General features: G+C 50.5%; 28 protein-coding genes and 2 pseudogenes. 2 read left to right on the top strand and 28 right to left on the bottom strand.

Translation table 11 applies throughout. From position 1 onward, the window contains the following. The 15 genes from AAY47_RS10115 to AAY47_RS10185 all read right to left on the bottom strand — a co-directional run. Nucleotides 1–758, bottom strand: a 758-nt coding sequence (locus AAY47_RS10115) for a phage tail protein (protein ID WP_047769464.1), incomplete at its 3' end; no start/stop codon positions are given. Next, entirely contained in the window at nt 755–1363 is a 609-nt protein-coding gene (locus tag AAY47_RS10120) for a phage tail protein I (RefSeq protein ID WP_047769466.1), read from the bottom strand. The genes AAY47_RS10120 and AAY47_RS10115, both read right to left, overlap by 4 nt. Then, a complete protein-coding gene (locus AAY47_RS10125; RefSeq protein WP_047769468.1) occupies nt 1356–2264 on the bottom strand; it encodes a baseplate assembly protein in 909 nt (302 codons plus the stop codon). The genes AAY47_RS10120 and AAY47_RS10125 overlap by 8 nt, the downstream gene beginning before the upstream one ends. A gap of 2 nt (nt 2265–2266) precedes the next feature. Beyond that, a complete protein-coding gene (locus AAY47_RS10130; protein ID WP_047769470.1) occupies nt 2267–2608 on the bottom strand; it encodes a GPW/gp25 family protein in 342 nt (113 codons plus the stop codon). Then, nucleotides 2605–3243 (bottom strand): phage baseplate assembly protein V, encoded by a 639-nt coding sequence (locus AAY47_RS10135; protein WP_047769472.1) that lies wholly within the window; start codon nt 3241–3243, stop codon nt 2605–2607. Before AAY47_RS10135 ends, AAY47_RS10130 begins: the two co-directional genes overlap by 4 nt. A gap of 66 nt (nt 3244–3309) precedes the next feature. Further along, complete coding sequence (locus AAY47_RS10140) at nt 3310–3987, bottom strand: phage virion morphogenesis protein (RefSeq protein WP_235428336.1); 678 nt, start codon at nt 3985–3987, stop codon at nt 3310–3312. Further along, a complete protein-coding gene (locus AAY47_RS10145) occupies nt 3947–4363 on the bottom strand; it encodes a phage tail protein (protein WP_047769476.1) in 417 nt (138 codons plus the stop codon). Before AAY47_RS10145 ends, AAY47_RS10140 begins: the two co-directional genes overlap by 41 nt. A gap of 10 nt (nt 4364–4373) precedes the next feature. Continuing rightward, nucleotides 4374–4835, bottom strand: a complete 462-nt coding sequence (locus AAY47_RS10150; protein WP_047769478.1) for a lysis system i-spanin subunit Rz — start codon at nt 4833–4835, stop codon at nt 4374–4376. Continuing rightward, entirely contained in the window at nt 4832–5227 is a 396-nt protein-coding gene (locus tag AAY47_RS10155) for a structural protein (protein WP_047769480.1), read from the bottom strand. Before AAY47_RS10155 ends, AAY47_RS10150 begins: the two co-directional genes overlap by 4 nt. Next, nucleotides 5220–5543 (bottom strand): phage holin, lambda family, encoded by a 324-nt coding sequence (locus AAY47_RS10160; RefSeq protein WP_047769483.1) that lies wholly within the window; start codon nt 5541–5543, stop codon nt 5220–5222. The genes AAY47_RS10155 and AAY47_RS10160 overlap by 8 nt, the downstream gene beginning before the upstream one ends. A 3-nt stretch (nt 5544–5546) precedes the next feature. Continuing rightward, nucleotides 5547–5750 carry a tail protein X gene (locus AAY47_RS10165; RefSeq protein ID WP_047769485.1) on the bottom strand — a complete coding sequence of 68 codons (204 nt, stop codon included), beginning with the start codon at nt 5748–5750 and terminating at the stop codon, nt 5547–5549. Beyond that, a complete protein-coding gene (locus tag AAY47_RS10170) occupies nt 5750–6214 on the bottom strand; it encodes a head completion/stabilization protein (protein ID WP_047769487.1) in 465 nt (154 codons plus the stop codon). The genes AAY47_RS10165 and AAY47_RS10170 overlap by 1 nt, the downstream gene beginning before the upstream one ends. A gap of 86 nt (nt 6215–6300) precedes the next feature. After that, nucleotides 6301–6960: a phage terminase small subunit gene (gpM, locus tag AAY47_RS10175; protein WP_047769489.1), complete on the bottom strand. Its 660-nt coding sequence runs from the start codon at nt 6958–6960 to the stop codon at nt 6301–6303. 3 nt (nt 6961–6963) lie between these two features. Next, complete coding sequence (locus tag AAY47_RS10180; protein ID WP_047769491.1) at nt 6964–8046, bottom strand: phage major capsid protein, P2 family; 1083 nt, start codon at nt 8044–8046, stop codon at nt 6964–6966. Nucleotides 8047–8058: 12 nt separating this feature from the next. Continuing rightward, a complete protein-coding gene (locus tag AAY47_RS10185) occupies nt 8059–8886 on the bottom strand; it encodes a GPO family capsid scaffolding protein (protein ID WP_047769493.1) in 828 nt (275 codons plus the stop codon). Nucleotides 8887–9048: 162 nt separating this feature from the next. On the opposite strand from AAY47_RS10185, the gene AAY47_RS10190 reads away from it, so the two are divergent. Both AAY47_RS10190 and AAY47_RS10195 read left to right on the top strand, forming a co-directional pair. Then, complete coding sequence (locus tag AAY47_RS10190; protein WP_047769495.1) at nt 9049–10806, top strand: terminase ATPase subunit family protein; 1758 nt, start codon at nt 9049–9051, stop codon at nt 10804–10806. Next, nucleotides 10806–11846 carry a phage portal protein gene (locus AAY47_RS10195; protein ID WP_047769496.1) on the top strand — a complete coding sequence of 347 codons (1041 nt, stop codon included), beginning with the start codon at nt 10806–10808 and terminating at the stop codon, nt 11844–11846. The genes AAY47_RS10190 and AAY47_RS10195 overlap by 1 nt, the downstream gene beginning before the upstream one ends. Before the next feature lie 349 nt (nt 11847–12195). Here AAY47_RS10195 and AAY47_RS10200 read toward each other — a convergent pair. The 13 genes and pseudogenes from AAY47_RS10200 to AAY47_RS10255 form a co-directional block, all read right to left on the bottom strand. After that, nucleotides 12196–12434, bottom strand: a pseudogene (locus tag AAY47_RS10200) (hypothetical protein). 18 nt (nt 12435–12452) lie between these two features. Beyond that, nucleotides 12453–13142 (bottom strand): terminase large subunit domain-containing protein, encoded by a 690-nt coding sequence (locus tag AAY47_RS10205; protein WP_047769498.1) that lies wholly within the window; start codon nt 13140–13142, stop codon nt 12453–12455. 1 nt (nt 13143) lies between these two features. After that, the gene (locus tag AAY47_RS10210; protein WP_047769500.1) at nt 13144–13344 is read right to left on the bottom strand and encodes a DUF7301 family protein; all 201 of its coding nucleotides are present in this window, start codon (nt 13342–13344) and stop codon (nt 13144–13146) included. Between the two features lie 20 nt (nt 13345–13364). Further along, a pseudogene (locus tag AAY47_RS10215) lies at nt 13365–14366 on the bottom strand (DNA cytosine methyltransferase); the annotation flags it as partial. Then, a complete protein-coding gene (locus AAY47_RS10220; protein WP_047769505.1) occupies nt 14363–14620 on the bottom strand; it encodes a hypothetical protein in 258 nt (85 codons plus the stop codon). The gene AAY47_RS10220 and the pseudogene AAY47_RS10215, both read right to left, overlap by 4 nt. Next, the gene (locus tag AAY47_RS10225) at nt 14617–16746 is read right to left on the bottom strand and encodes a replication endonuclease (RefSeq protein ID WP_047769507.1); all 2130 of its coding nucleotides are present in this window, start codon (nt 16744–16746) and stop codon (nt 14617–14619) included. The genes AAY47_RS10220 and AAY47_RS10225 overlap by 4 nt, the downstream gene beginning before the upstream one ends. After that, nucleotides 16743–16865, bottom strand: coding sequence for a hypothetical protein (locus AAY47_RS23050; RefSeq protein ID WP_255334729.1), 123 nt, complete (start codon nt 16863–16865; stop codon nt 16743–16745). Before AAY47_RS23050 ends, AAY47_RS10225 begins: the two co-directional genes overlap by 4 nt. Before the next feature lie 81 nt (nt 16866–16946). Beyond that, nucleotides 16947–17573 (bottom strand): hypothetical protein, encoded by a 627-nt coding sequence (locus AAY47_RS19975; protein ID WP_053014246.1) that lies wholly within the window; start codon nt 17571–17573, stop codon nt 16947–16949. Further along, on the bottom strand, nt 17570–18388 hold the full coding sequence (locus tag AAY47_RS10235) for a DNA adenine methylase (protein ID WP_047769509.1): 819 nt from the start codon (nt 18386–18388) through the stop codon (nt 17570–17572). Before AAY47_RS10235 ends, AAY47_RS19975 begins: the two co-directional genes overlap by 4 nt. Then, nucleotides 18378–18776, bottom strand: coding sequence for a hypothetical protein (locus tag AAY47_RS10240; protein ID WP_047769511.1), 399 nt, complete (start codon nt 18774–18776; stop codon nt 18378–18380). The genes AAY47_RS10235 and AAY47_RS10240 overlap by 11 nt, the downstream gene beginning before the upstream one ends. Nucleotide 18777: 1 nt before the next feature. After that, a complete protein-coding gene (locus AAY47_RS10245) occupies nt 18778–18999 on the bottom strand; it encodes a TraR/DksA family transcriptional regulator (protein WP_047769513.1) in 222 nt (73 codons plus the stop codon). Beyond that, nucleotides 18992–19186, bottom strand: a complete 195-nt coding sequence (locus AAY47_RS10250; RefSeq protein WP_053014247.1) for a DUF2732 family protein — start codon at nt 19184–19186, stop codon at nt 18992–18994. Before AAY47_RS10250 ends, AAY47_RS10245 begins: the two co-directional genes overlap by 8 nt. A gap of 75 nt (nt 19187–19261) precedes the next feature. Beyond that, nucleotides 19262–19621: a DUF5347 family protein gene (locus AAY47_RS10255; protein WP_047769517.1), complete on the bottom strand. Its 360-nt coding sequence runs from the start codon at nt 19619–19621 to the stop codon at nt 19262–19264. Nucleotides 19622–19673: the final 52 nt, after the last annotated feature.

The raw sequence follows: 19673 nt of genomic DNA on the forward strand, positions 1-19673 counted from the left end.
CACGGAATAGGCACGCCGACCGGTAATGCCGAACCTGCCGTTAAACCGAGGTTTTTCACAAACTCCGGTTTGTTGGGGATATCTGCGCCGTTCTTGTTTTTCTCCAGGCAACTATTGGCATTATTATTCGCCGTCGCCGCCAAATCATACGCCGCCCTGACCGCTTTCGGGGTTGCCGCCTGTGTTTCGCTGTTGCTGTCCACTGCGCTGCTCAGGATCACAAATCCCTTTTCTTTCAGTGTCGCGTCAGGATGGCGGCGGCTTTGTTCATGCTCGCGGATAGCGTTAGCGACCACGGCATCCGCATACTCGCGGGTGGCCAGCACCACGGACGGATCAATTTTCAATGTCACCGCGTCCGTATGGCTGACAATCAGCACCATGCGAATAGTTTGAGTACGACCGGAACCTTCCTGCAATTGCGGCTTGTAGGTCTCCGCGCAGTTGCCGACCGCAATTAAAATGCCGTCCTTATCAAACAGGCCAATTTCCCGTATCCACCAACCGCCTTCATTTTCCGGTATAACCTGTTCAGCCATAATCTGGTTGGTGTTTTTTGGATCAACACTCAGGACATTAATCGCTGCACGGCGGCGTTCGTTAACGAGTTTAGTTTGTGCGGTGTCCGGTGTCGGCAATTTTCCGCCCCCATCGCCCACCGCCATATGGGTGATGTTCAGTTTGGTGCCCAGTGCGGCGGCATTGGCGAGTTTGTCCGCGCCCAGCCGGGTTAACAGGGCAAAGAATTTCGTACTCATGATTTAATCCTCATTTCATCAATAACATGGACTGCCACGCCCACCACGTCAGCGCCGGAGACAACCACTTCTTTAGGTAAATAGGGGTATACAGTCAGGCTATCCCCGCTGTAGCTGGTCACAGCACAATAGGCTGTACCGCCCGTTTCCAATTGAATGGACATGCCAATCAAATGGCGCGAGGCGGGCTTGGCATCAAAAATCAGGCGTTCCAGTTCCTGATAGGTTTCAGCCGTAATACCGGTTTCCATCACGCCGATATCGAGCCGGAAAGTGCCCGGCGCCTCGTTGGTCTGCCACCATTCAATCACGCGGATCAGGTAACCGAACGGCTCGACCACCCGACGAATCGCACCAATCGTGCCCTTGTGTTTATGCACAAACATCGCCGCTTTAATGGACTCACGTTTGGTACTCTCTGCCCAGTCCATATCCCAACGGTCAACTGACCACGCCCAGGCCAGATACGGAAGTAATCGCACCGGACAACGATCGGGGTTCCACAGGTCACGGACAGGAACGGGGATCTCCGCCAGACTGGATAGCGCGGTGGCGGCGGCAATTTCCAACGGTGATGACCCCATAGGCAACAGGCGGTTATTCATCAGAACCCCCAATCTTCACGGTGGCGCGGGTACAGAAACTCGCCTGAGTTTTATCCAAGATCATGTCCTGTGCGGGAGTTTTCAGTTCAACACGTTGTACGCCAGGCACATGCAATGCGGCAAAAATGGCACTGCGCACGATATCGCGGCCAATCCGGTGCTGCTCGGCGGTATAACGCGCCAGTCTGGCCCGTGCATCCTGCAATATCGGCTCGTATTCGGGCGTGGGATAGCAGTACAACACGGCGTCAATGTCATAATCAATAATCTTGGCCGATTGCACGGTCAGGCGGTCGGCGACGGGGCGCACGTCCTCATCATTCAGGGCGTGACTGACAGTAGCAATCAGCTCATCACTGGCCGCGCCGTTCCCCTCACGGGATAAAATACTGACTGTCACATAAGCCGGCGCGGGGCTAACAACCGAGGCATCGGCGACACGACCGTCAGCACTGCGTGCATGGTATTCATAGGCACCAACGGGACCGGCAACGCTCAGTCCCTCAAACGCCTGCGGAATACGCACGCGATAATCGCGGTCAGGCTCCAGCACGGCAGGCACCGGCGGTACGGCATTATTGTCAGCCGGCTGCAATATCAATCGACTGACGTTATTGTTCGCGCCCAGCTGGTCTAAATCACTGCCGCCGGCATACGCTACCATCGCCGCACGCGCCGCTTCATTAATGCGCTGGCGTAGCAGCAATTCACGGTAGGCATTTTCCTGGAGCAACTTAGTGATGGGTTCCGATTCCAGCGCCAAAGTGCGGGTAATTGCCTCCCGTTGTTCTGGCGGGTACAGGGCAATCAGCGCCGCTTTACGCTCTGCAAACAGCGTTTCAAAATCCAGCGGTTCAACCACATCAGGCGGGGGCAGCTGACTTAAGTCAAGGTTTGGCATTGTCACCTCACTGGCACGGAAAACGCAATCGGATCACGGGCGGGGGAATAATGGCCGCTGATATCGACCGTCATTTGTCCGGCCGCATTTTGACTGAGTGTTATCGCCGTGACGATGATGCGCGGCTCCCATTGCTGGATAGCGGTATAACAGGCCGCCATCAGTTGCAGGCGCAGCGCTGGGTTTTGAGGTGCATCTATCAGTGCCGACAACAGGGAACCATACTGACGGCGGGCGATCCGGCTGCCCACGGGCGTCATTAAAATATCGCTGACGGACTGGCGAATATGGTTAATATCCGTCAGTGGCTCACCGGTCTGGCGATTCATACCCAGATACCTCATGAGACGGGGCTTCCTGACGTGCCGTCACCACTGCGGACACCATTGTGCCGGTGTGAATCGACCACAATTCCGTTAGAGCTGAATTGGCCGTCAGTGTGGGTGATATTGCCGCGCATCGTCCCGCCGTCCCGGATCTCCAGACTGCCTGTGGTCAAATGGTGCGTACACATCACGGTCGGGGTATCCAGGGTGATTTGGCTGCTGGCCGTACAGGTGATATCCGGTGCGGTGACATGGACAGACACTGCCGCATTCACGGTGGCCGTTTTAATTCCCGTGACCGTTAATGCGCTGGTTTGGGGTTCATACTCAATCATCGCCCCGTCGGGAAAGACCAGGTGGGCGGCCGTCGGTGAGTGGGAAGGTGCTGGGAATTCGTCGGAAAAAATGGCCGGCAGCACAAAGGCGGTGGTCAGATCGCCGCCGATAGACAGCAATAAAACCTGTTCACCAACACTGGGTGCCCACCATGTGCGGGCGCTCCCGGCTCTGGCGGTCAGCCAGTTCAGCCAGTCTGTTTCAAGATGACCGGTTTCCACGCGACAAATCCCACGGGCAGTATCTACCCGGGTGACAGTGCCAATGCGGATCAGGTTGCGCAGCCGGCGCAAAAGTTCGGTAAATTGTGTGTTCATGCGCACAACATGTCACTGTGCGTACCGCTCTGCACGTTATCGGGGTTGTGCCAGTCCTGACACACATTAGCGGGTGAGATGCGCGAGGATTTGTTCTTCGATATGCGCGATATCCTGCGCTGTCAGCCCCAACAGGCGGCGTGATGGGTACTGAACTTCGATGTTTTTGCCCCGCATCCGTTCTTTTAAGCCGAAATGATGGACTCGCGCAACAGTAGCCACTTTGGGGGCAAAGAAAATCGTCGCTTCTTTATCGCTGACCGACAGGCGCAGGTAACGGGCGGTTGCCAGCTTCTTAAACATGCGGGTTTTCTTGCTGTTTTTACGGGTATTAATGCGGTCGGTTTTGACTTCCAGAAAGCGTTGGATATCGTTTTTGTAGAAAGTGCGTACGCCCTTGCGTTCAGCATCATACCCCGTGATCACTTCGCCATTTTTACCCTTGCGGATCTGCCAGTTTTTCAAGGTGCGGGTTTCACCGCGCCAGACAAACTTCATGCCCCGCTGGACTTTGAGTATTTGCGCCTTGCGTTGGGTATAGCGACTGCCGTCGGGGTTGCGCTGGGCGCGGATGCGTTGCATTTGGCTCTGGCGTAAGTCGCGTGCAATCTCGCGGGCAAGCTGTTTGCGGCTGGCCGGGGACAGTTGGGTTAACAACGCCGTCAGGGCGGTATCCAGTGGCTGCAATTCGTCCGTTTCCATTTCACCACCGGTCAAACGGGTTTTCTGGCTCAGGGACCGCATCCACCGTGCTGACATCACCCTGCTGAGTGACCACAACACGCTCAGTCAGTTTCAAATCAATGCTGATATCGGCGGTGGCGTCATTCAGGATATTGACGTCAAAGGTGAAGCCGCTGTGACGGTTATCCGGATTGGCGAAGATGTCCGGTTGATGCTCACGCAGCCAGTGCACTATCACTGCCATCAGAATATTCTGATCACCCGGATAACCCTCTGCAATCAGGTTCAGGGAGTATTCGTATTCGTAGGACAGTGACGAGGCGGAGGTTGCCACCACGGCCCCATCCTCCACAAACAGGTGCAGATATTCGGGGTTATCCCGCAGGTAAGGGATTTTCGCCGCCAGCGCAGCGCGTAATAAACGGGGTTTATTCATGGGGCACCTGTTATTGGCACTGGTTCTGAATGTAGTCCTGTAATCCCCGGATCATTTGCTCGGTAGTGGCAATACGTTCTCGGAGTAACCAATAATTTCGGATAGCGGCGTCTGTAGGTCGGGCGCCGGCTGCATCAGCCATGCCGGGGGCGGCAGGGGTTGTAGCGGCTGGACAATTGGCTTTGATGTACACCCGCTCAGGGTGAACCAAAGCAGCGCTATGCAGCCGATCAATTTCAGATTTGGCATAAGTCAACTCCTGTAAGCGTTGCGCATCCTGTTCAGCCAGATGTTTCAGGCGAGCCTGCTGCTGATTATGGAGGGCAATTTGCGCTGACAGGGATTGATTTAATGCCGCATTCTTTTCGGTGAGTCGCCCATTTTCCGCATACACAGACCAGACGGAAAAGGCGGCTGACCCCATCAATGCCAGCGCGATAAAAATAATGCCGGATTTGATTTGCCATTTCATAGCAATTCAAATGCCCGCGTAAAAATATCATCAGAATAAGGTTGCTGGCCGTTCTCCATCTGTATCATGGCCTGCACCAGCCGGCGCAGCGTGGCGGTGTTGTCCATATCGATCACTGCACTGCCGGGAACACCCACTTTCTGGCACACAAAGGCAATGTAACCCTCGGTGTCATTTTCATTGGGCGGCGCCCAGCGGGCAATGATTTGCCGGATACTGTTTAATCCGTATTTGCGTTCGTAATTGCGCAAAATTTTCAGCATGGCGCGAATACCCCATTCCGGCGCAATAAACTGACAGAATGCCTTATCGGTCTGGGTTTCACGCAATCCTTGCCAGTTATCCCCGTGGCGAATGTTGCCCGGATTGTGATTGTCAATGCCTCTACTCATGGGGTTTACCTCCCAGGCGTTTGTTAATGGCGCGGATCGCAAACTCACGCAGCTTCTCAACGCCAATAAACCCGATAGCCCCGCCAAGTGCCGGTGACACGCTGCCGGGGATGCCGAACAGTTCCAGTGCGCTGGAAATGCCCCAAGACAGTGCGCCGCACAGCAACGGTTCGACCCAGCGGTTCTTGCGCTCAACACCGTCATAAATCAGGCGGCCATAACAAATCAGTATCGCCAGCCCGGAGCCGGAAATCTGCGGCCAGGAGTGCCTTAGGCCGTTCAGTAAGTCGGCCCATAAATCAGGTTGTTTGTCCATCTCTTAGTCCCATAGTTGGATCATCGGTGTCACAGGCGCGGGTGCGATATCCGGCAGTTCCAGCGCCATGCCGTGGGGCAAAATGACCCCGACATCAGCCAGACCGGGATTGGCCTCCAGTACCTGCTCGGTAACACCGTGTGTGCGTCCATAGTGACGCCAGCACAGGGCGTCCACCGTGTCATATTGTTGTGTCCGTATCTGCATCAGATCAGTTCCACAATATTGTGTGTTGTGTCTTTAATGCGCTGGATGGCCCACACGGCATCACGGTGCAAATCATCGATAGCAGGCTCCAGTGAATCGGCTTTTTTCGTCCCGTCCGGCGTGGTGTCAATGTCGCGGTAACGCTCGCTAAGCCCGGCTTTTGCCGTGCAATACACCGCGCGGCGGTAAAGGTATAACAGTTCAGATTCGTCGTTAATCCGGCTGGCCGGAACCGATTTCAGGGTGTGATAGCCCTGGCTGATTTGTTGTGACTGCCAGCCCGCCAGCTCCCGGTTGGTTTCAATCACCGCATTTTTCAACGCTTCAATCAGGCGGCCCGAGGTCACCGTGCCATCACTGCGCATGGTGGCGCGAAAATCGGCAGTATGGATGGATGGCCAGAAATCACCACTGGTGATAATTTGATCTGCTTCTTTGATCGGTTCGGGTGAAATGAAATCCATAACAGCCTCAAAATAGGTAGGGCGGTGGGCGAGAGGTCGAAAACGGGTTTCTTATCTCGCGCCGCCCTGGCGCGTTGGCACGTTCGTTAATCATCAGCGCGGTGTTGCGCTGACAATATTTTTTCCAGTTGTTTAATATCCGCTTTCACCCCTGAGCGATCATTGAGTTCAAGGGCCCGCAGCAGCTCACACAACGCCGGTTGGGGCAAGCCATTATCACGCAAGCTGTAGCCCAGCCATTTATGGAGTTCCCCACGGACTTTATCGGGCATATCTTCATGCTCAGTCAGTGAGCTGACGCGCTGTAATATCTCCAGTGGGATCGGGTTTTTCACGGTGTACGCGTCTTTGGCCCGGTCTGCCATTTCTTCAGCGATAGCACAACCTGTTGTACGTGATTGTCCTTCTGGCATGGTTAACTGGTGTGTTAACGCGTATTCGGCAATATCCAGCCCTTGCTCATAAACACCGGCATCAAAGCTCCACAACATGAGGTACATCAAAACGTCATCCTGTCCCCCTGATTGATTGTGGAGGGTTTCAGTGATCCACGTTTCATACAGCGGTAACGCTTTGCGTTTGTAAGTGGCTTTGCGTTCAAATGACTGGATTTTCCCTAAGTCTCGCTTGTGCTGACGTAACATCAGTTTCACTTGCGTGGTGACCGAGGGATCGGCCAGCCTGCCACCGTATTCAGCGGCGTGCCTAGCCTCCACTTGCATGCGTTTCTTTTCCCACGGGTTCACGGCTTATTCTCCGCTTTTATCTTCCGTATCGGCGGGTACGGCAGGTTGGGTTTTGATTAGCGCAATGTTTTCGATTAGCGCGACACAATCGTAATCTTCGACGAGATAGTCTTCGTTAACGGATTCGTAGTTTTCCACCCGGTCGCGCTTTGGATTATCCAGCACCTGACGGCGACGAGAGTCTTCCTGCCAGTAAATAGACAGGTTATCCAGCCGGGTAATGAGCATGGCATCTTTAGGGAAATACGGCACCCGCACCGCAGGCAATCCTCCAATCCGTTTCTGGCTGATAATCACCTCCGCCGCCAACGCTTCGGTGTTGGCCTGGTCACGGTTAACGATAGGGAAATATTTATCGGATAGCAGCTGACGGCCACAAATAACCACCAGTTCGGTATCATCGGCGTACACTTCGGAAATGGCATCATCAACAGCCTGCATCACCAGCGCATCGAGGTTTGCGTAATCGCCCCCTTTACCCACTTTGATCGGTTCGGCGGTCGTAACATTACTGTCTTTATCGGTGGATGAACCGATCACATGGCCGGGCGCTTCCCGTCGGATTTTATGTAACCAACCCACGTTAACGTCCTGCAATAATTTATGAGTGGTGCGGTCAGAGGTGGCGGCGCGGTGTGTGCCGTTCCAGCCAATCATGATGCGGTCAAGCGCCTGGCGTTTGATAATTTCATCACGAATACGGCGCTGGAAATCGTCAAAAATGGCCCACATATCCAATTTTTCGTAACGAATGGCGGTATCAAAGTTGGTCTGCTTACAGTGATACTGTTGTTTAGACAAATCGGTGGGGTCGGTGGGTTCACGGTCTTTATCTTTGGTGTCCGTTGTACCGGCAATGGTGGAGCCGATCCCTAAACCAATTTTTTCACCGACTTGCGCTTTAACGGGAACAATATTGATCATCGTTAAAAAGGCGGCACTCAGTTGAATTTTGCTTTCCAGCTTTTGCGCGGCGGAAGGTTCGATTTCCACTTTTGCGGTGGCAAATGCCCCGGGTTCAACCCCGTAAATTTCACTTAAACGGGTTAAGTAACCATTAAATTTAAACCGTGTTTCTTTTCTCATTGTCGTTTCCGTTTAGCAGTCCGTCAGGTTTTCAGTATTTTCGCCCTGGCCGCCGAAAGCGTGGGGGCGTTGCGGGTTGTTATCCTGCTGGCTTAAGTTTTCTTTCAGGGCGCCCAGTTCCGATTTCAGGTTTTCATTTTCCTGCCTCAGACTGGACAGGCCTTCAACCTGCTGAGTCAGCGTAGCAACCTGCGCGGCCGTGTTGGTCTGTTCTTCCGCGCACAGTTCGATGGCCTGGTGCACGTCAGACAGGTTTTCATCATGACGTTTACGCTCTTTGGTGAATTTCGCCTTGATGCGGTCAAACAAATTGGGCATGGCGGGATTTCCTTCCTCTTCAACGAATTCGAACAAGGTTTCTTCGGCGGCAGTAAAGAGGTTATCTTTGTGCTGCTTACGTTCAGCAAGGTTGTTTTCCCCCTCAGCACCGCTACTGAATTGCAGCATACTGGTGCCGAGACTGGCCGGATTATCCGTCACCGCCAGCCCAACCAGGTAAGCGCCGCCCATATCCGAAAAGTTCGGGTTAATTTCCACCGAGGTATAGACTTTCTGGCGCTTTTTATTCATTTCCACCAGTTCAGGCGTCGGCGTTAACACGCCATAAAGCGCCAGCTTGCCGGACAACGGCCCGTCGCTGATTTCTTCGGTGTAGACTGACTCCACATCACCGAAACGCGGCGCCCAAGAATAATTCCAGTGCTCCATATTGATACGGGCACCGTAAACAGTGGGGTTGTAATTCTTTTCGATATCCGTCAGCCATTGGCGCGGGACTTTGCGGCCATCCGTTGTGGCCCCTTCAACACAAAGGCGCACCGGCTTACTTTTTTTCGTCATTGCTCAGGCTCCGGCAATTGAATGTAGGTTCATGCGTAAAAAAAAAAGAGTGAGCCTATGTTTTCAGGGATGAGCGATAAGAAACAATGCCGGGCCATTGTATGGGGAATGGCACAACGGGTGTGCAGCGCGAGCGCGGTCGCCAGTCAGTAATCTGGCGGCATGAATACATTACACGATTTTGATCCACGCAAAAGAGCCATGCACCTGTACTTTAGCGGGTACCGGATCGCGCGCATTGCTGAAATCCTCAAAGAAAAAGCCGTCACCATTCACAGCTGGAAACGTCGTGACAAATGGGATGACATCACTCCCTTTGACCGCGTTGAAATGAGTGTTGAAGTGCGCCTTTGCACGCTGATCAGCAAAGAAAACAAGGAGGGGAAAGACTTCAAAGAAATCGACCTGCTTTATCGTCAGCTGGAACGGCATGCCAAAATTCACCGTTATCAGGATGGCGGCAATGAGGTGGATTTAAACCCCAGGCTGGCCAATCGCAACAAAGGTGAACGTCGTGTACCGGAAAAGAACCTGTTTAGCGAAGCACAGATTGAAAAACTGGAAGAAATATTTCGTGAAAACATGTTTGAGTACCAAAAGGTCTGGTATGGGGCCGGACACAAGCACCGCATTCGCAATATCTTAAAATCCCGCCAAATCGGGGCAACGTACTTTTTTGCCCGCGAAGCCTTTATGGATGCCGTACTCACCGGGCGAAACCAAATATTTTTATCCGCGAGCAAGGCCCAGGCGCACGTATTTAAAGGTTACATCATTGATATGGCGCGTGAGGTGGATGTTGATTTAAAAGGTGACCCGATTGTCTTACCCAATGGGGCCACTTTGTATTTCCTGGGGACAAATGCCCGCACCGCGCAAAGCTATCACGGTAACTTATACCTGGATGAATATTTCTGGATACCGAAATTTCAGGAATTGCGCAAGGTGGCGTCGGGCATGGCCATGCACAAGAAATGGCGCCAGACCTACTTTTCCACGCCATCGGCATTAACGCACAGTGCCTATCCGTTCTGGTCAGGAAAACTGTTTAATCGTGGTCGGCGCAAAGCGGATCATGTTGAAGTGGATATCAGCCATCAGGCTTTAGTTAACGGCATGATGTGCGGTGATGGACAATGGCGGCAAATTGTCACAATTGAAAATGCGATGCAGGGTGGCTGTAACTTATTCGATATTGACCAACTGCATCTGGAATACAGCCCGGATGAATTCGAAAACTTGCTGATGTGTGAGTTTGTCGATGATATTGCGTCTATCTTTAATTTGCAGTTAATGCAGAAGTGTCTGGTCGATAGCTGGGAAGTGTGGGACGACGTGCAACCCCTGATGATACGTCCGTATGCCTATCACCCGGTCTGGATTGGATACGACCCCGCCAAAGGGACGCAAAACGGGGACAGTGCCGGTTGTGTGGTTATCGCGCCGCCCCTGTTCCCGGGGGGTAAATTTCGGATACTGGAGCACCACCAATGGCGCGGTATGGATTTTCGCGCCCAGTCTGACGCGATTAAAGAGCTGACGGAACGTTATAACGTGCAATATATCGGTATTGACTCCACCGGGCTGGGTCACGGGGTTTTACAGAATGTGCGGGATTTTTTCCCGGCGGCCAAAGAGTTTGTTTATAACCCCGCGTTAAAAAATGCCCTGGTACTGAAAGCCTATGATGTGATCAGCCATGACCGGCTGGAATATGACGCCGGCAGCAATGACATCACCCAGTCTTTTATGGCCATCCGACGGGCAACCACCGCCAGTGGCAACCGCCCCACCTATGAAGCTGACCGCAGCGAAGAAGCCAGCCATGCCGACCTGGCATGGGCGACCATGCACGCCCTCTATAACGAACCTATCACGGGTGAAAACAGTAATCACCGCAATATTGTTGAGGTCTTTTAATGAGCCGTAAGAATAAGAAACGCCAGAGCCAGAAACTGACACAGACGCCGGATACCGCCTCAATGGAGGCATTTACGTTTGGTGACCCCATTCCCGTTTTAGATAAACGTGAAATCTTTGATTATCTGGAATGTGTACGGGTCGATAATTACTATGAGCCGCCCATCAGTTTTAACGGGCTGGCGCGTACGTTCCGCGCCGCACCCCACCATAGCAGTGCTATTTTTGTTAAACGTAACATCCTGACCAGCACGTTCATTCCACACAAGTATTTAAGCCGGCAGACGTTTGATAGCTGGGCGCTGGATTTTTTACTGTTTGGTAACGGCTATCTTGAGCTGCGCGATAACCGATTAGGCCAACCGCTGACACTGAAACACTCGCCGGCTAAGTTCACGCGCCGGGGTGCGGATCTCGATACCTATTGGTTTGTGCAATATGGCTATGAGACCAAGCCGTTTGAATTTCAGACCGGGAAAGTATTTCATTTGATAGAGCCGGATATTAATCAGGAGCTTTATGGCTTGCCGGAATATCTGGCGGCGATCCCGTCCGTTCTGCTCAATGAAGCCTCAACCTTGTTCCGCCGCAAGTATTACCTCAATGGCTCGCACGCGGGGTATATTCTCTATATCAGTGATGCGGCACAGAAAACCGATGATGTGGATAAAATTCGTGAAGCCCTGAAAAGTAGCAAGGGTCCCGGCAATTTTCGCAACCTGTTTTTGTATGCGCCCGGCGGCAAGAAAGACGGCATTCAGACTATTCCGCTGTCCGAAGCCGCAGCGAAAGATGAATTTCTGAATATCAAGAACGTGAGCCGTGATGACATGCTGGCCGCGCATCGTGTCCCGCCACAAATCATGGGGATCATTCCTGAGAACGCCGGCGGCTTTGGGGATGTGGAGAAAGCGGCTAAAGTGTTTGTGCGCAACGAGCTGCTGCCACTGCAAAGCAAGATGCAACAGTTGAATGACTGGCTTGGGGAAGAAGTTATCCGGTTTGACCGGTATTCGCTGGAGATGGACAGCAACGATTAACCTCCATCACTTGATGATGCGACCGTCTGCGAGGCGGTCTTTTTTTTGCCCGAATGAAATGTAGTTTCAACTGTAATAATGATGTGATGAAACCTGATTTTGGCACGTCATTACACGCCACCACGCGCAGTCGTGACCCCGCCGCGCCTGCCCACTAAATGTGTCGCTTTTTATGCACCTGCAAGGGATCTTCCAAGAAGCGCCAATACTGGTGCTTGACGGGATGTGAGATCCTGATTTGATCTTGCGGATTGATGCGCGGAATAGGGGGTTTTATGCAGCCATGACTAAGAACAAAAATAACCCGCATTGAGGCAGGGTTACTACCATTTCGTGACATGTCACATGATCACAATTGTAGTTTTAATTTATGCCAGCCTAATGTGTTCCAGCACGCTGAGTCACCAGAAAAACAACATTCGGCCACGGGAAAAGACCATCGCCACATTTGCCACATCGTAGGGATCGCGTCCCGGCCGTCTCAGGGCACAATTCTTGATTATCGAGCAACAATTCTATTTTGGTGACGCCAGCTTCCTGCTGGCGTTGACGTTGGGCGGCTTTACGTTCTGCGGGGGATTTCGCCATTGGGTTTGTCCTCTCTGGTTACCAACGGGGATGAGGCAAGCGGCACAAAAACAGCTCTTCAAATGCCTCTTGTGACCATACCTGACGAAGTTGTTCTTCATTAAATCGATTTTCAACATCATCGAACAACGTTACCGTATCGAAAAAAGCAGGGCCACGTCCGATACAATTTCCAGTAAAAAACCGCTTATAAGCTGCCTCTCCGTTATCTCCTGAAGCTCTGGATGAATAAAACGTTCTATGCGAGTTCTTATGTATTGAGAGACTCAAAGCTAATTGTATCAACTGAACGGGATTATCCGACCACGCCCACTCTGACACATACACATCACCAGACAATGCAGCAACATGGCTGTTTTCATGCACAAAGCGGATTTCAGCGCCATTACTAAGCCTCAGTGACTTAATATCGTCTGCCTGCTCAATCAGGCGCTTTTGCTGCTGAGGGAAATACTGAGCAACGTTATGAACAAAAAACGGCAAGAATTCCTTATTTGACATAAAAAACTTGTTCCGGCCTGTCCGACAGGTATCACTTAAGGCTTCTAGTACGAAATAATAATCAGCACCCACCTGTCTGGCTTTATGCAAAAAGCGATTTCGGTGATGTTGATTGGCTTTCCAGCGTGCCTGCCAGACAAATAAACCTGACTCAAATTTATGATTGATACTGTTAACAATTTCAGGGGTTAAATTTAAGGTAATCATTTTATCCTCTAAAAATCAGCATGCCAGCAGCTAAATCACGCTGAACTATTTGCCGCAATACGGCATCCCGACGCGATTTAGTCATTTTAGGTGGACGCTGGCCGGGTTTATTTCTGGCGTTTTTCCGCCATTTTTTATAGCAAGCACAGTACACATCGAAATCAGCTTTCAATAACTCACTGGCAGTTGTCAGTTTTTTCATGGTTGCCTCATCTGCATTAAAATTCGCTTCCCAATCCATGCCATCACAGGCACGGCCATTGAATTACCAATTGCCCGATAGCGGTGACCATCAGGACAATTCTCCAATGTTTTTCCATTCCACGGGATACGAGTGTGATTATCAGGAAAGCCCTGTAACCGCTCGCACTCAACAGGCGTTAGACGGCGCACGGCATCCTGCGTTGTAATGAGATCAGTCGCGCTTTTATCATCCCGTGACCTGAGCGTTGACGAAATATCATCCACTTTATACTCACCAAACGACAGTAATCGGCAGGTCATCACCCCGATACCACCGATAACAGCGCAACTTCCAGCATTGCCGGCAACCGTTTTCCCCGCCGTTCTGTGCGGTTCAGGATTCCGGCGCACGCGGTCTGGCTCAAAAAGTACCGTTGCGGGACAGAGGTCTGCTCGAGCACTTGCGACAACAAACACACGACGGCGTCGTTGGGCCACTCCGAAATATTGAGCGTCGAGCACTCGCCAGGCGACAGCGCGTTGGGGGCCAGACACATAACCAGAGTTTGTCCATCTCGTCCCTGGCGGCTGCAACGGTTCATTTTCTCCGGCAAGCCCTGCAAGAAAACAACCGAAGGCATTATCCCGGCTGGATAATACGCCGGGCACGTTTTCCCAGACGATGATAGATGGCTGTTTTCCGTTTGCTGCCCTGACTGAATCAATAACATTAGCTAACTCCACGAATGATAGTGTTAATTGTCCCCGTTCATCGCCCAACCCATTACGCAGACCTGCAATACTGAACGCCTGACAGGGTGTCCCGCCGACCAGAATATCCGGCGCATCGGCCTGATTTTCGGCAATCATGACGGGGATATTGGTCATATCCCCCAGATTGCGGACATACGGCCAATGGTATTGCAATACTGCGCTGGGGAATTTCTCAATTTCACTGAACCATGCCGGAAACATCCCCAGCGGTTCCCATGCCACGCTGGCGGCTTCAATACCGGAGCAGACCGAGCCGAAACGCATCATTTCGCTATTCTCCCCACTAAATCTGCCGCGATTTCCTCTATTCGCTCACTGAGTTGCTGCAATGTACTGATATCATTGCTATCAACTCCCATTGTGATTACATCGCGGGTTAGATGCGCTAACTGTGTGTAATATCGGAATGGCGTCAAAGACTCCTGCCCGGCATTTTTCCCTGTTTTGGCTATCATCTTTTTATTCAGCGTGAATGAACGACTATCCGATGTAATCACGTATTTACCCAAATTGATTCTCATAACTTCCTCATTTCACCAAGATTATTAATCCGCTGCCGCAGTGCTTCGTGGCGTGCCTGTTGTTGCCGTTCCGACTCCACCGGAATAAAACTCCCGTCCATCCATAACCGGAATGGCTGTTCACCTACGCTAATTTTTCCTCCGATGATTAATGACCGCGCCATAAATCGGCTAAAATCCATCCCGATTGAATCGGCATAGTCAATAATTTTTTCCACTAAATTTTTATTGTCGTTAATCGTCCTCCGTGCCTCCGTACAGTTATTGACAGAACTCCAAGGGGCGGCTGCGCCGCCAGATAAAGGCAAAAACCTCCCATTGGCAGGATCGTTATCTGCCTTTAACTTCGGCACAATCTGCCAGTTTTTTACGCGAGTGATGATCGGAGTATCTTCGCCGACCAAGGTGCAGAAAACCCCCTTAATACAATCAACGGGTTCCCCGTAAGCATTTGTTTTTTCTTCACGTTCATACCACAGTCTCGCCACGAGATCGGCACGACGTACAAAAGCACCGCCCTGCGCTTTGGTGTACTCCCCCCAATAACCCCGGTCAGCCGCTTTATGAACTTCTGCAAAATCAATATCTAAACCGTCCGATGAGGTTGTATCATCCCCCATGCGGCGTAATTCGCGCCAAACAGACACAGGCGCACCACCGATTTGTTGAAACTGGCGAATTTTCCAATGTGACGCCCACGCTGAAACTGCCCTCGCCATGTCCTTACATTTCTGCCCGGTTTCACCATCCACTTCGTCATCCATTGCATAGCCATCAATATTTTTACTGATATATTTAGCGATATAACCGGTCGCACTGCCTTTTTCTTCATCAATAGGCTCTACGTGAAAACGGGCTTTCAGGGCTTTCTGTGTCTGCAATTCTTCGGAGTCTTCAAGACGGGCGTAATAACAGAAAATATCCCGTAACGCTTCCACCTGTTCCGGGCGGACAAATAGCAGCATGTGCCAGTGTGGCGTACCATCATGATGAGGCTCAGTCACGCGGAAGCCGAAAACGCGAATACCCGCGCGGCTATAAGCGGCACGAATTTTTGCCCAGACTTTACAAAGATATTTCTGGGTTTCCCGTGGATCATTGCCTTGCCAGTTTTTGACAAAGCCACCTGCCTGATAGGCTGAATGAAAACGTGATGGCGCAGTAATAGTGTAGAATTCCCCCACACACCCCATTTCTTTAGCCAAATCTTCAAAACCGCGCATTCTGACCATCAATTCGCAACGTTTGATTGCTGGGTTAGACACACTGGCGAGCACCATTTTTGATAATTCGGTGCGGTTTCCGTCCTCGTCTTCGAGATCGAACTCTTTCAGAAACTGCCAGTTACTGCGCTTTTGTTCCAACCAACGGTGCAGAGTAGTGCGGGAAACGTAAGGGGACGCTGATTTTTGCACCTGACCAATAGCAATGGCCAAGTGTTCGAGTTTAATGTCACACAGTCGTTTTAATCGGCGATACCACCACTGCGCATCCATCATGCGCAGTAAAGCGGCACAGAGCTGATCATCATTGGGTTCTATCCTTCCTTTGATGAACTGCTGCCAGTACGGCGGCTGCGTGCCTGATTGCAGGGTTAATTTAGCCAGTAAGGTATAAACCCGTTCTAGGCGTTTACGCGCTTCACACTCTTCTACAGGCGGGTTATCCGCAAAATCATGGGTGACTGACTGATAGGTTTCAGACATAAAATTGGTGATGCCTGTTGCCAGTGATTTGATGGCCGACCGGTCTAGCTGGGCAATACGCTCCAATTGTTCAATAAACGGAAAGGGAACCGTCCCGGAAGCACGATGCTTGAATTCGTACTGTTTCATCACCAATTCAAACCGTGGCAATACATTCTTGGCTGTTTTGAGCAAAAATTCATTGGCACGGCGGCGACCGGATTTTTTAAATATTCTGGCGTATTTGGTGGCAAAATAGATCGCCAGAAAATCAGGGACGTGGGCGATAATATCGTGCCGCCACTCTGCGTCGTCCTGATTAGCTTCCCACATAATGCGCTCAGCCAGAGTCGCATCGCTTGGCAACTCCGGCTGAAACTCTTCACGCTGGCGACGCATTGATATATATACGTCGCTGTTGTGTTCCTGCAATTCGCTCATGCACGCGCCTCTAGCACCGCAATAATCTCTTTCGCCCTCTGGCAGTTGCCATTGGCAGTGCGTTGGCGATTGTGTACCGCTATTGAATTTTGTACATTGCGGCAATGCTGTTCAGTCATAAAGTCAATCAACCATAATTAAGGATTAATAAGTGGATAATTCAGGAATATCATCTGATCCGCCTTATTACGCGAACCACATTAGCTTCTTATCCGGTGCAACCGTTCTTCAAGGCGAAGTAAGGTTTTTATCAGCCCGCGTGATGTACGACGCTTGCGACGCTTTTCTTGGCGTAACGGCATGCCACATAACACGTCATTGGCTGCCCAAAAAAGAGCATCGAAGGCATCTTGCTCAGCTATTGAAGTCGTACATTCCATCCGACTGGAAACCTTACGGAGAATGGAAAGAACTAGTTCGGCACGCATTAGAAACCGCATATCTGCATTCACCCCGGCACCATATATTCGAATGGGATGATCGGGACACTCAGGAAGAGCTACTGACAAATATTCATCTTTCTGCCCAGGCGACTCGAAAAACGGTTGAACTTTTTGACAGTGGCGATCCAATACATCTGCCAGTTGGCACAAAGGTGTTTGCTGTCTCTGCTCAGTTGAATGAATTTCTTTCGTCTGTGGTTGCCGGTGATGTAAACCCGGTATGGATGGCAACAATGGATAGTGAATGGACACCGGGTTGCCGCAATGGTATTCACCCGAAATATCACCCTCGAAAAGTTTAATCATTTTCCCAGCAGGGAGCGTTGCCGCAGGAACAGAGCACGCGGATTGTGCGGTGCAGTGATGTTTCAGTAATTGATTCATGCTGCGCCCTCCAACACCGCAATAATTTCTTTCGCAGGCTGACGGTTGCCATTGGCGGCAATCGTGCGCGGGGCGTCGATTTCATGGATAGTGAACCTCAAATCGGCATACAGCTCTTTGGCCGCAATGGAATTGGAGGCAATGACTGGTACGCCCAGATTAAAATTCAGTCTGAGTAACTCTACGGCGAGTTCCTCATGGGCAGCGGGCGTAAAATCAACGGTATGATATTGCGTGAACCCTGTACCGTGAGTCAGATACGGCGGATCGCAATACACCACGTCACCATAATCAACGAGAGTTAAAGTGTCCTGCCATTCCAGATGTACAATTTCAGCTTTCGCCGATTTTTCGGAAAACGACCAGATTTCAGTCGCTGGAAAATAAGGGGTTTTATAGTTCCCAAAGGGAACATTAAATTTCCCCCTACGGTTATAACGACATAGGCCGTTGAAGCAATGGCGGTTTAAGGCTAAAAACAAGCTGGCGCGATACAACTTATTCTCAGCCCAAATCTGATAAAAATTAAATTTATCCCTTAATTCATAATATTCTTCGTTGCCCCGAATTTTTGAAAAACACAACGAAGCAACATGGGTAAACAAGTCGCCGTCAGCCTGAATACTCTGATACATATCAATCAAATCGGCATTCGCATCAGCAACCAAATACTCTGGGTAATCGGTATTCATCATTACCGCACAGGAACCCGCGAACGGCTCAACCAGTCGTTGACCCGCAGGCAAGTGTGGCAGCAATTTATCCATAACACGGGCTTTCGAACCCGCCCATTTGAGGATAGTTTTATTGGCCATTGTCAGTATCCTCATCAAAGAAATAGGCAGGTAATAATGCGTATTCATAAAAATGAATACCAATTTCATTATGTGTGCTCATTTGATTAATAAAAAAATAAGACTCATCAATTTGCAGCGTCATTCGTGGTGATGATTTATCAGTCAAACCACATTCATCCATCATTGTGATCAGAATTAAATCCCCCGGACAAGCGGTAACAGGAAACCCTAAATCATCGAACAGGCATTCAATATTGAGATGTTTAAAAATAAAAAATTGACTGACTGTTTCTAACTTCTCACCCGTCAGCCCTTCTTCGTTCGTGCCAACAACACCCAGAACCCGGTTAGATTTAATAATATTAAATTCCTGTTCAGTGACAGAAATACGACGTAGAAAGCTCATTTCACACACTCCGGTAATGTTTTTGTTTCAGTTCAAACACGTCCTGACAGGTTGCACAGCGGGTCACACCGGCAATAATCATGCGACGTTCTTTGGGAATAGGATTACCGCAATCTTCACACTCAAACGCAGAAACACCGACAGGGCGGTTAACATGGGCGGCTATCCGGCACGCCAGCATTTCGGCGATGCGTTCACAGGCGCGGTCGAGTTCCCTAGACATAACTCCACTCCTGCGCCTGGTGCTCGATATTCTCAGCCTCACTTCTCAATAATTCGGCTGACGCGGCATGATCCAATTTATTCGACAGAATATGGGCGGCGAGATTTTCCAGACGAGAAGCAGCCCGTGTGGCTAAATTTTTGCGCTCATCTTCTCTGTTTATTTTTATCAATTGTTCTATTTCCATTATTTTATTTCCTGTTTTTAGGTAATAAAAATCCCTGCGAGTTGACGCATTAATCATTGAAACGTTTGTTATAAATTAATGTTCAATTAAATTCGGCATAACTAATTTACTCGGTATTCTTTCTGCTACCGCTTTAAATTGATTCATGACCATAATTAACGAACGAATTTCTTCTTCCGTGAATTCACTAACCTTGGTGTTATAACGGGATTTATCAAACCCTGCTAAATAAAACATAACATGCAGCAGTTTTTCATTGTTCATGACACGGTTATTTGTGCGGTCACGCATACATTCAATGAAATCGGCCAGTTGGCTGTTTGATTTTTTAATATCGCAAACAATCGGAGCCAGTAACTCAGCGGTTTTATTCAATCCGTTGATTTGTTCATCCAGCGTTAATGAGACAGCGCGGTAGGGTTCAGTATTCGCCATTGCATCACCTCATAATAGGGATAATAACGGGGTTAACATTGTTGTCGCCAAA

Origin of the sequence: Xenorhabdus griffiniae (genome assembly GCF_001028135.1) — a bacterium.
Classification (GTDB): Bacteria; Pseudomonadota; Gammaproteobacteria; order Enterobacterales; family Enterobacteriaceae; genus Xenorhabdus; species Xenorhabdus bakwenae.

Coding starts and splice junctions, on each gene's coding strand:
- AAY47_RS10255 (WP_047769517.1), bottom strand. CDS start 19,621: ATGGCGAATACTGAACCCTACCGCGCTGTCTCATTAACGCTGGATGAA.
- AAY47_RS10145 (WP_047769476.1), bottom strand. CDS start 4,363: ATGAATAAACCCCGTTTATTACGCGCTGCGCTGGCGGCGAAAATCCCT.
- AAY47_RS10220 (WP_047769505.1), bottom strand. CDS start 14,620: ATGAGAATCAATTTGGGTAAATACGTGATTACATCGGATAGTCGTTCA.
- AAY47_RS10125 (WP_047769468.1), bottom strand. CDS start 2,264: ATGCCAAACCTTGACTTAAGTCAGCTGCCCCCGCCTGATGTGGTTGAA.
- AAY47_RS10135 (WP_047769472.1), bottom strand. CDS start 3,243: ATGAACACACAATTTACCGAACTTTTGCGCCGGCTGCGCAACCTGATC.
- AAY47_RS10160 (WP_047769483.1), bottom strand. CDS start 5,543: ATGGACAAACAACCTGATTTATGGGCCGACTTACTGAACGGCCTAAGG.
- AAY47_RS10190 (WP_047769495.1), top strand. CDS start 9,049: ATGAATACATTACACGATTTTGATCCACGCAAAAGAGCCATGCACCTG.
- AAY47_RS10155 (WP_047769480.1), bottom strand. CDS start 5,227: ATGAGTAGAGGCATTGACAATCACAATCCGGGCAACATTCGCCACGGG.
- AAY47_RS10235 (WP_047769509.1), bottom strand. CDS start 18,388: ATGGCCAATAAAACTATCCTCAAATGGGCGGGTTCGAAAGCCCGTGTT.
- AAY47_RS10130 (WP_047769470.1), bottom strand. CDS start 2,608: ATGAGGTATCTGGGTATGAATCGCCAGACCGGTGAGCCACTGACGGAT.
- AAY47_RS19975 (WP_053014246.1), bottom strand. CDS start 17,573: ATGAATCAATTACTGAAACATCACTGCACCGCACAATCCGCGTGCTCT.
- AAY47_RS10240 (WP_047769511.1), bottom strand. CDS start 18,776: ATGAGCTTTCTACGTCGTATTTCTGTCACTGAACAGGAATTTAATATT.
- AAY47_RS10120 (WP_047769466.1), bottom strand. CDS start 1,363: ATGAATAACCGCCTGTTGCCTATGGGGTCATCACCGTTGGAAATTGCC.
- AAY47_RS10180 (WP_047769491.1), bottom strand. CDS start 8,046: ATGAGAAAAGAAACACGGTTTAAATTTAATGGTTACTTAACCCGTTTA.
- AAY47_RS10225 (WP_047769507.1), bottom strand. CDS start 16,746: ATGAGCGAATTGCAGGAACACAACAGCGACGTATATATATCAATGCGT.
- AAY47_RS10210 (WP_047769500.1), bottom strand. CDS start 13,344: ATGAAAAAACTGACAACTGCCAGTGAGTTATTGAAAGCTGATTTCGAT.
- AAY47_RS10195 (WP_047769496.1), top strand. CDS start 10,806: ATGAGCCGTAAGAATAAGAAACGCCAGAGCCAGAAACTGACACAGACG.
- AAY47_RS23050 (WP_255334729.1), bottom strand. CDS start 16,865: ATGACTGAACAGCATTGCCGCAATGTACAAAATTCAATAGCGGTACAC.
- AAY47_RS10170 (WP_047769487.1), bottom strand. CDS start 6,214: ATGGATTTCATTTCACCCGAACCGATCAAAGAAGCAGATCAAATTATC.
- AAY47_RS10205 (WP_047769498.1), bottom strand. CDS start 13,142: ATGATTACCTTAAATTTAACCCCTGAAATTGTTAACAGTATCAATCAT.
- AAY47_RS10150 (WP_047769478.1), bottom strand. CDS start 4,835: ATGAAATGGCAAATCAAATCCGGCATTATTTTTATCGCGCTGGCATTG.
- AAY47_RS10245 (WP_047769513.1), bottom strand. CDS start 18,999: ATGTCTAGGGAACTCGACCGCGCCTGTGAACGCATCGCCGAAATGCTG.
- AAY47_RS10185 (WP_047769493.1), bottom strand. CDS start 8,886: ATGACGAAAAAAAGTAAGCCGGTGCGCCTTTGTGTTGAAGGGGCCACA.
- AAY47_RS10165 (WP_047769485.1), bottom strand. CDS start 5,750: ATGCAGATACGGACACAACAATATGACACGGTGGACGCCCTGTGCTGG.
- AAY47_RS10140 (WP_235428336.1), bottom strand. CDS start 3,987: ATGCGGTCCCTGAGCCAGAAAACCCGTTTGACCGGTGGTGAAATGGAA.
- AAY47_RS10250 (WP_053014247.1), bottom strand. CDS start 19,186: ATGGAAATAGAACAATTGATAAAAATAAACAGAGAAGATGAGCGCAAA.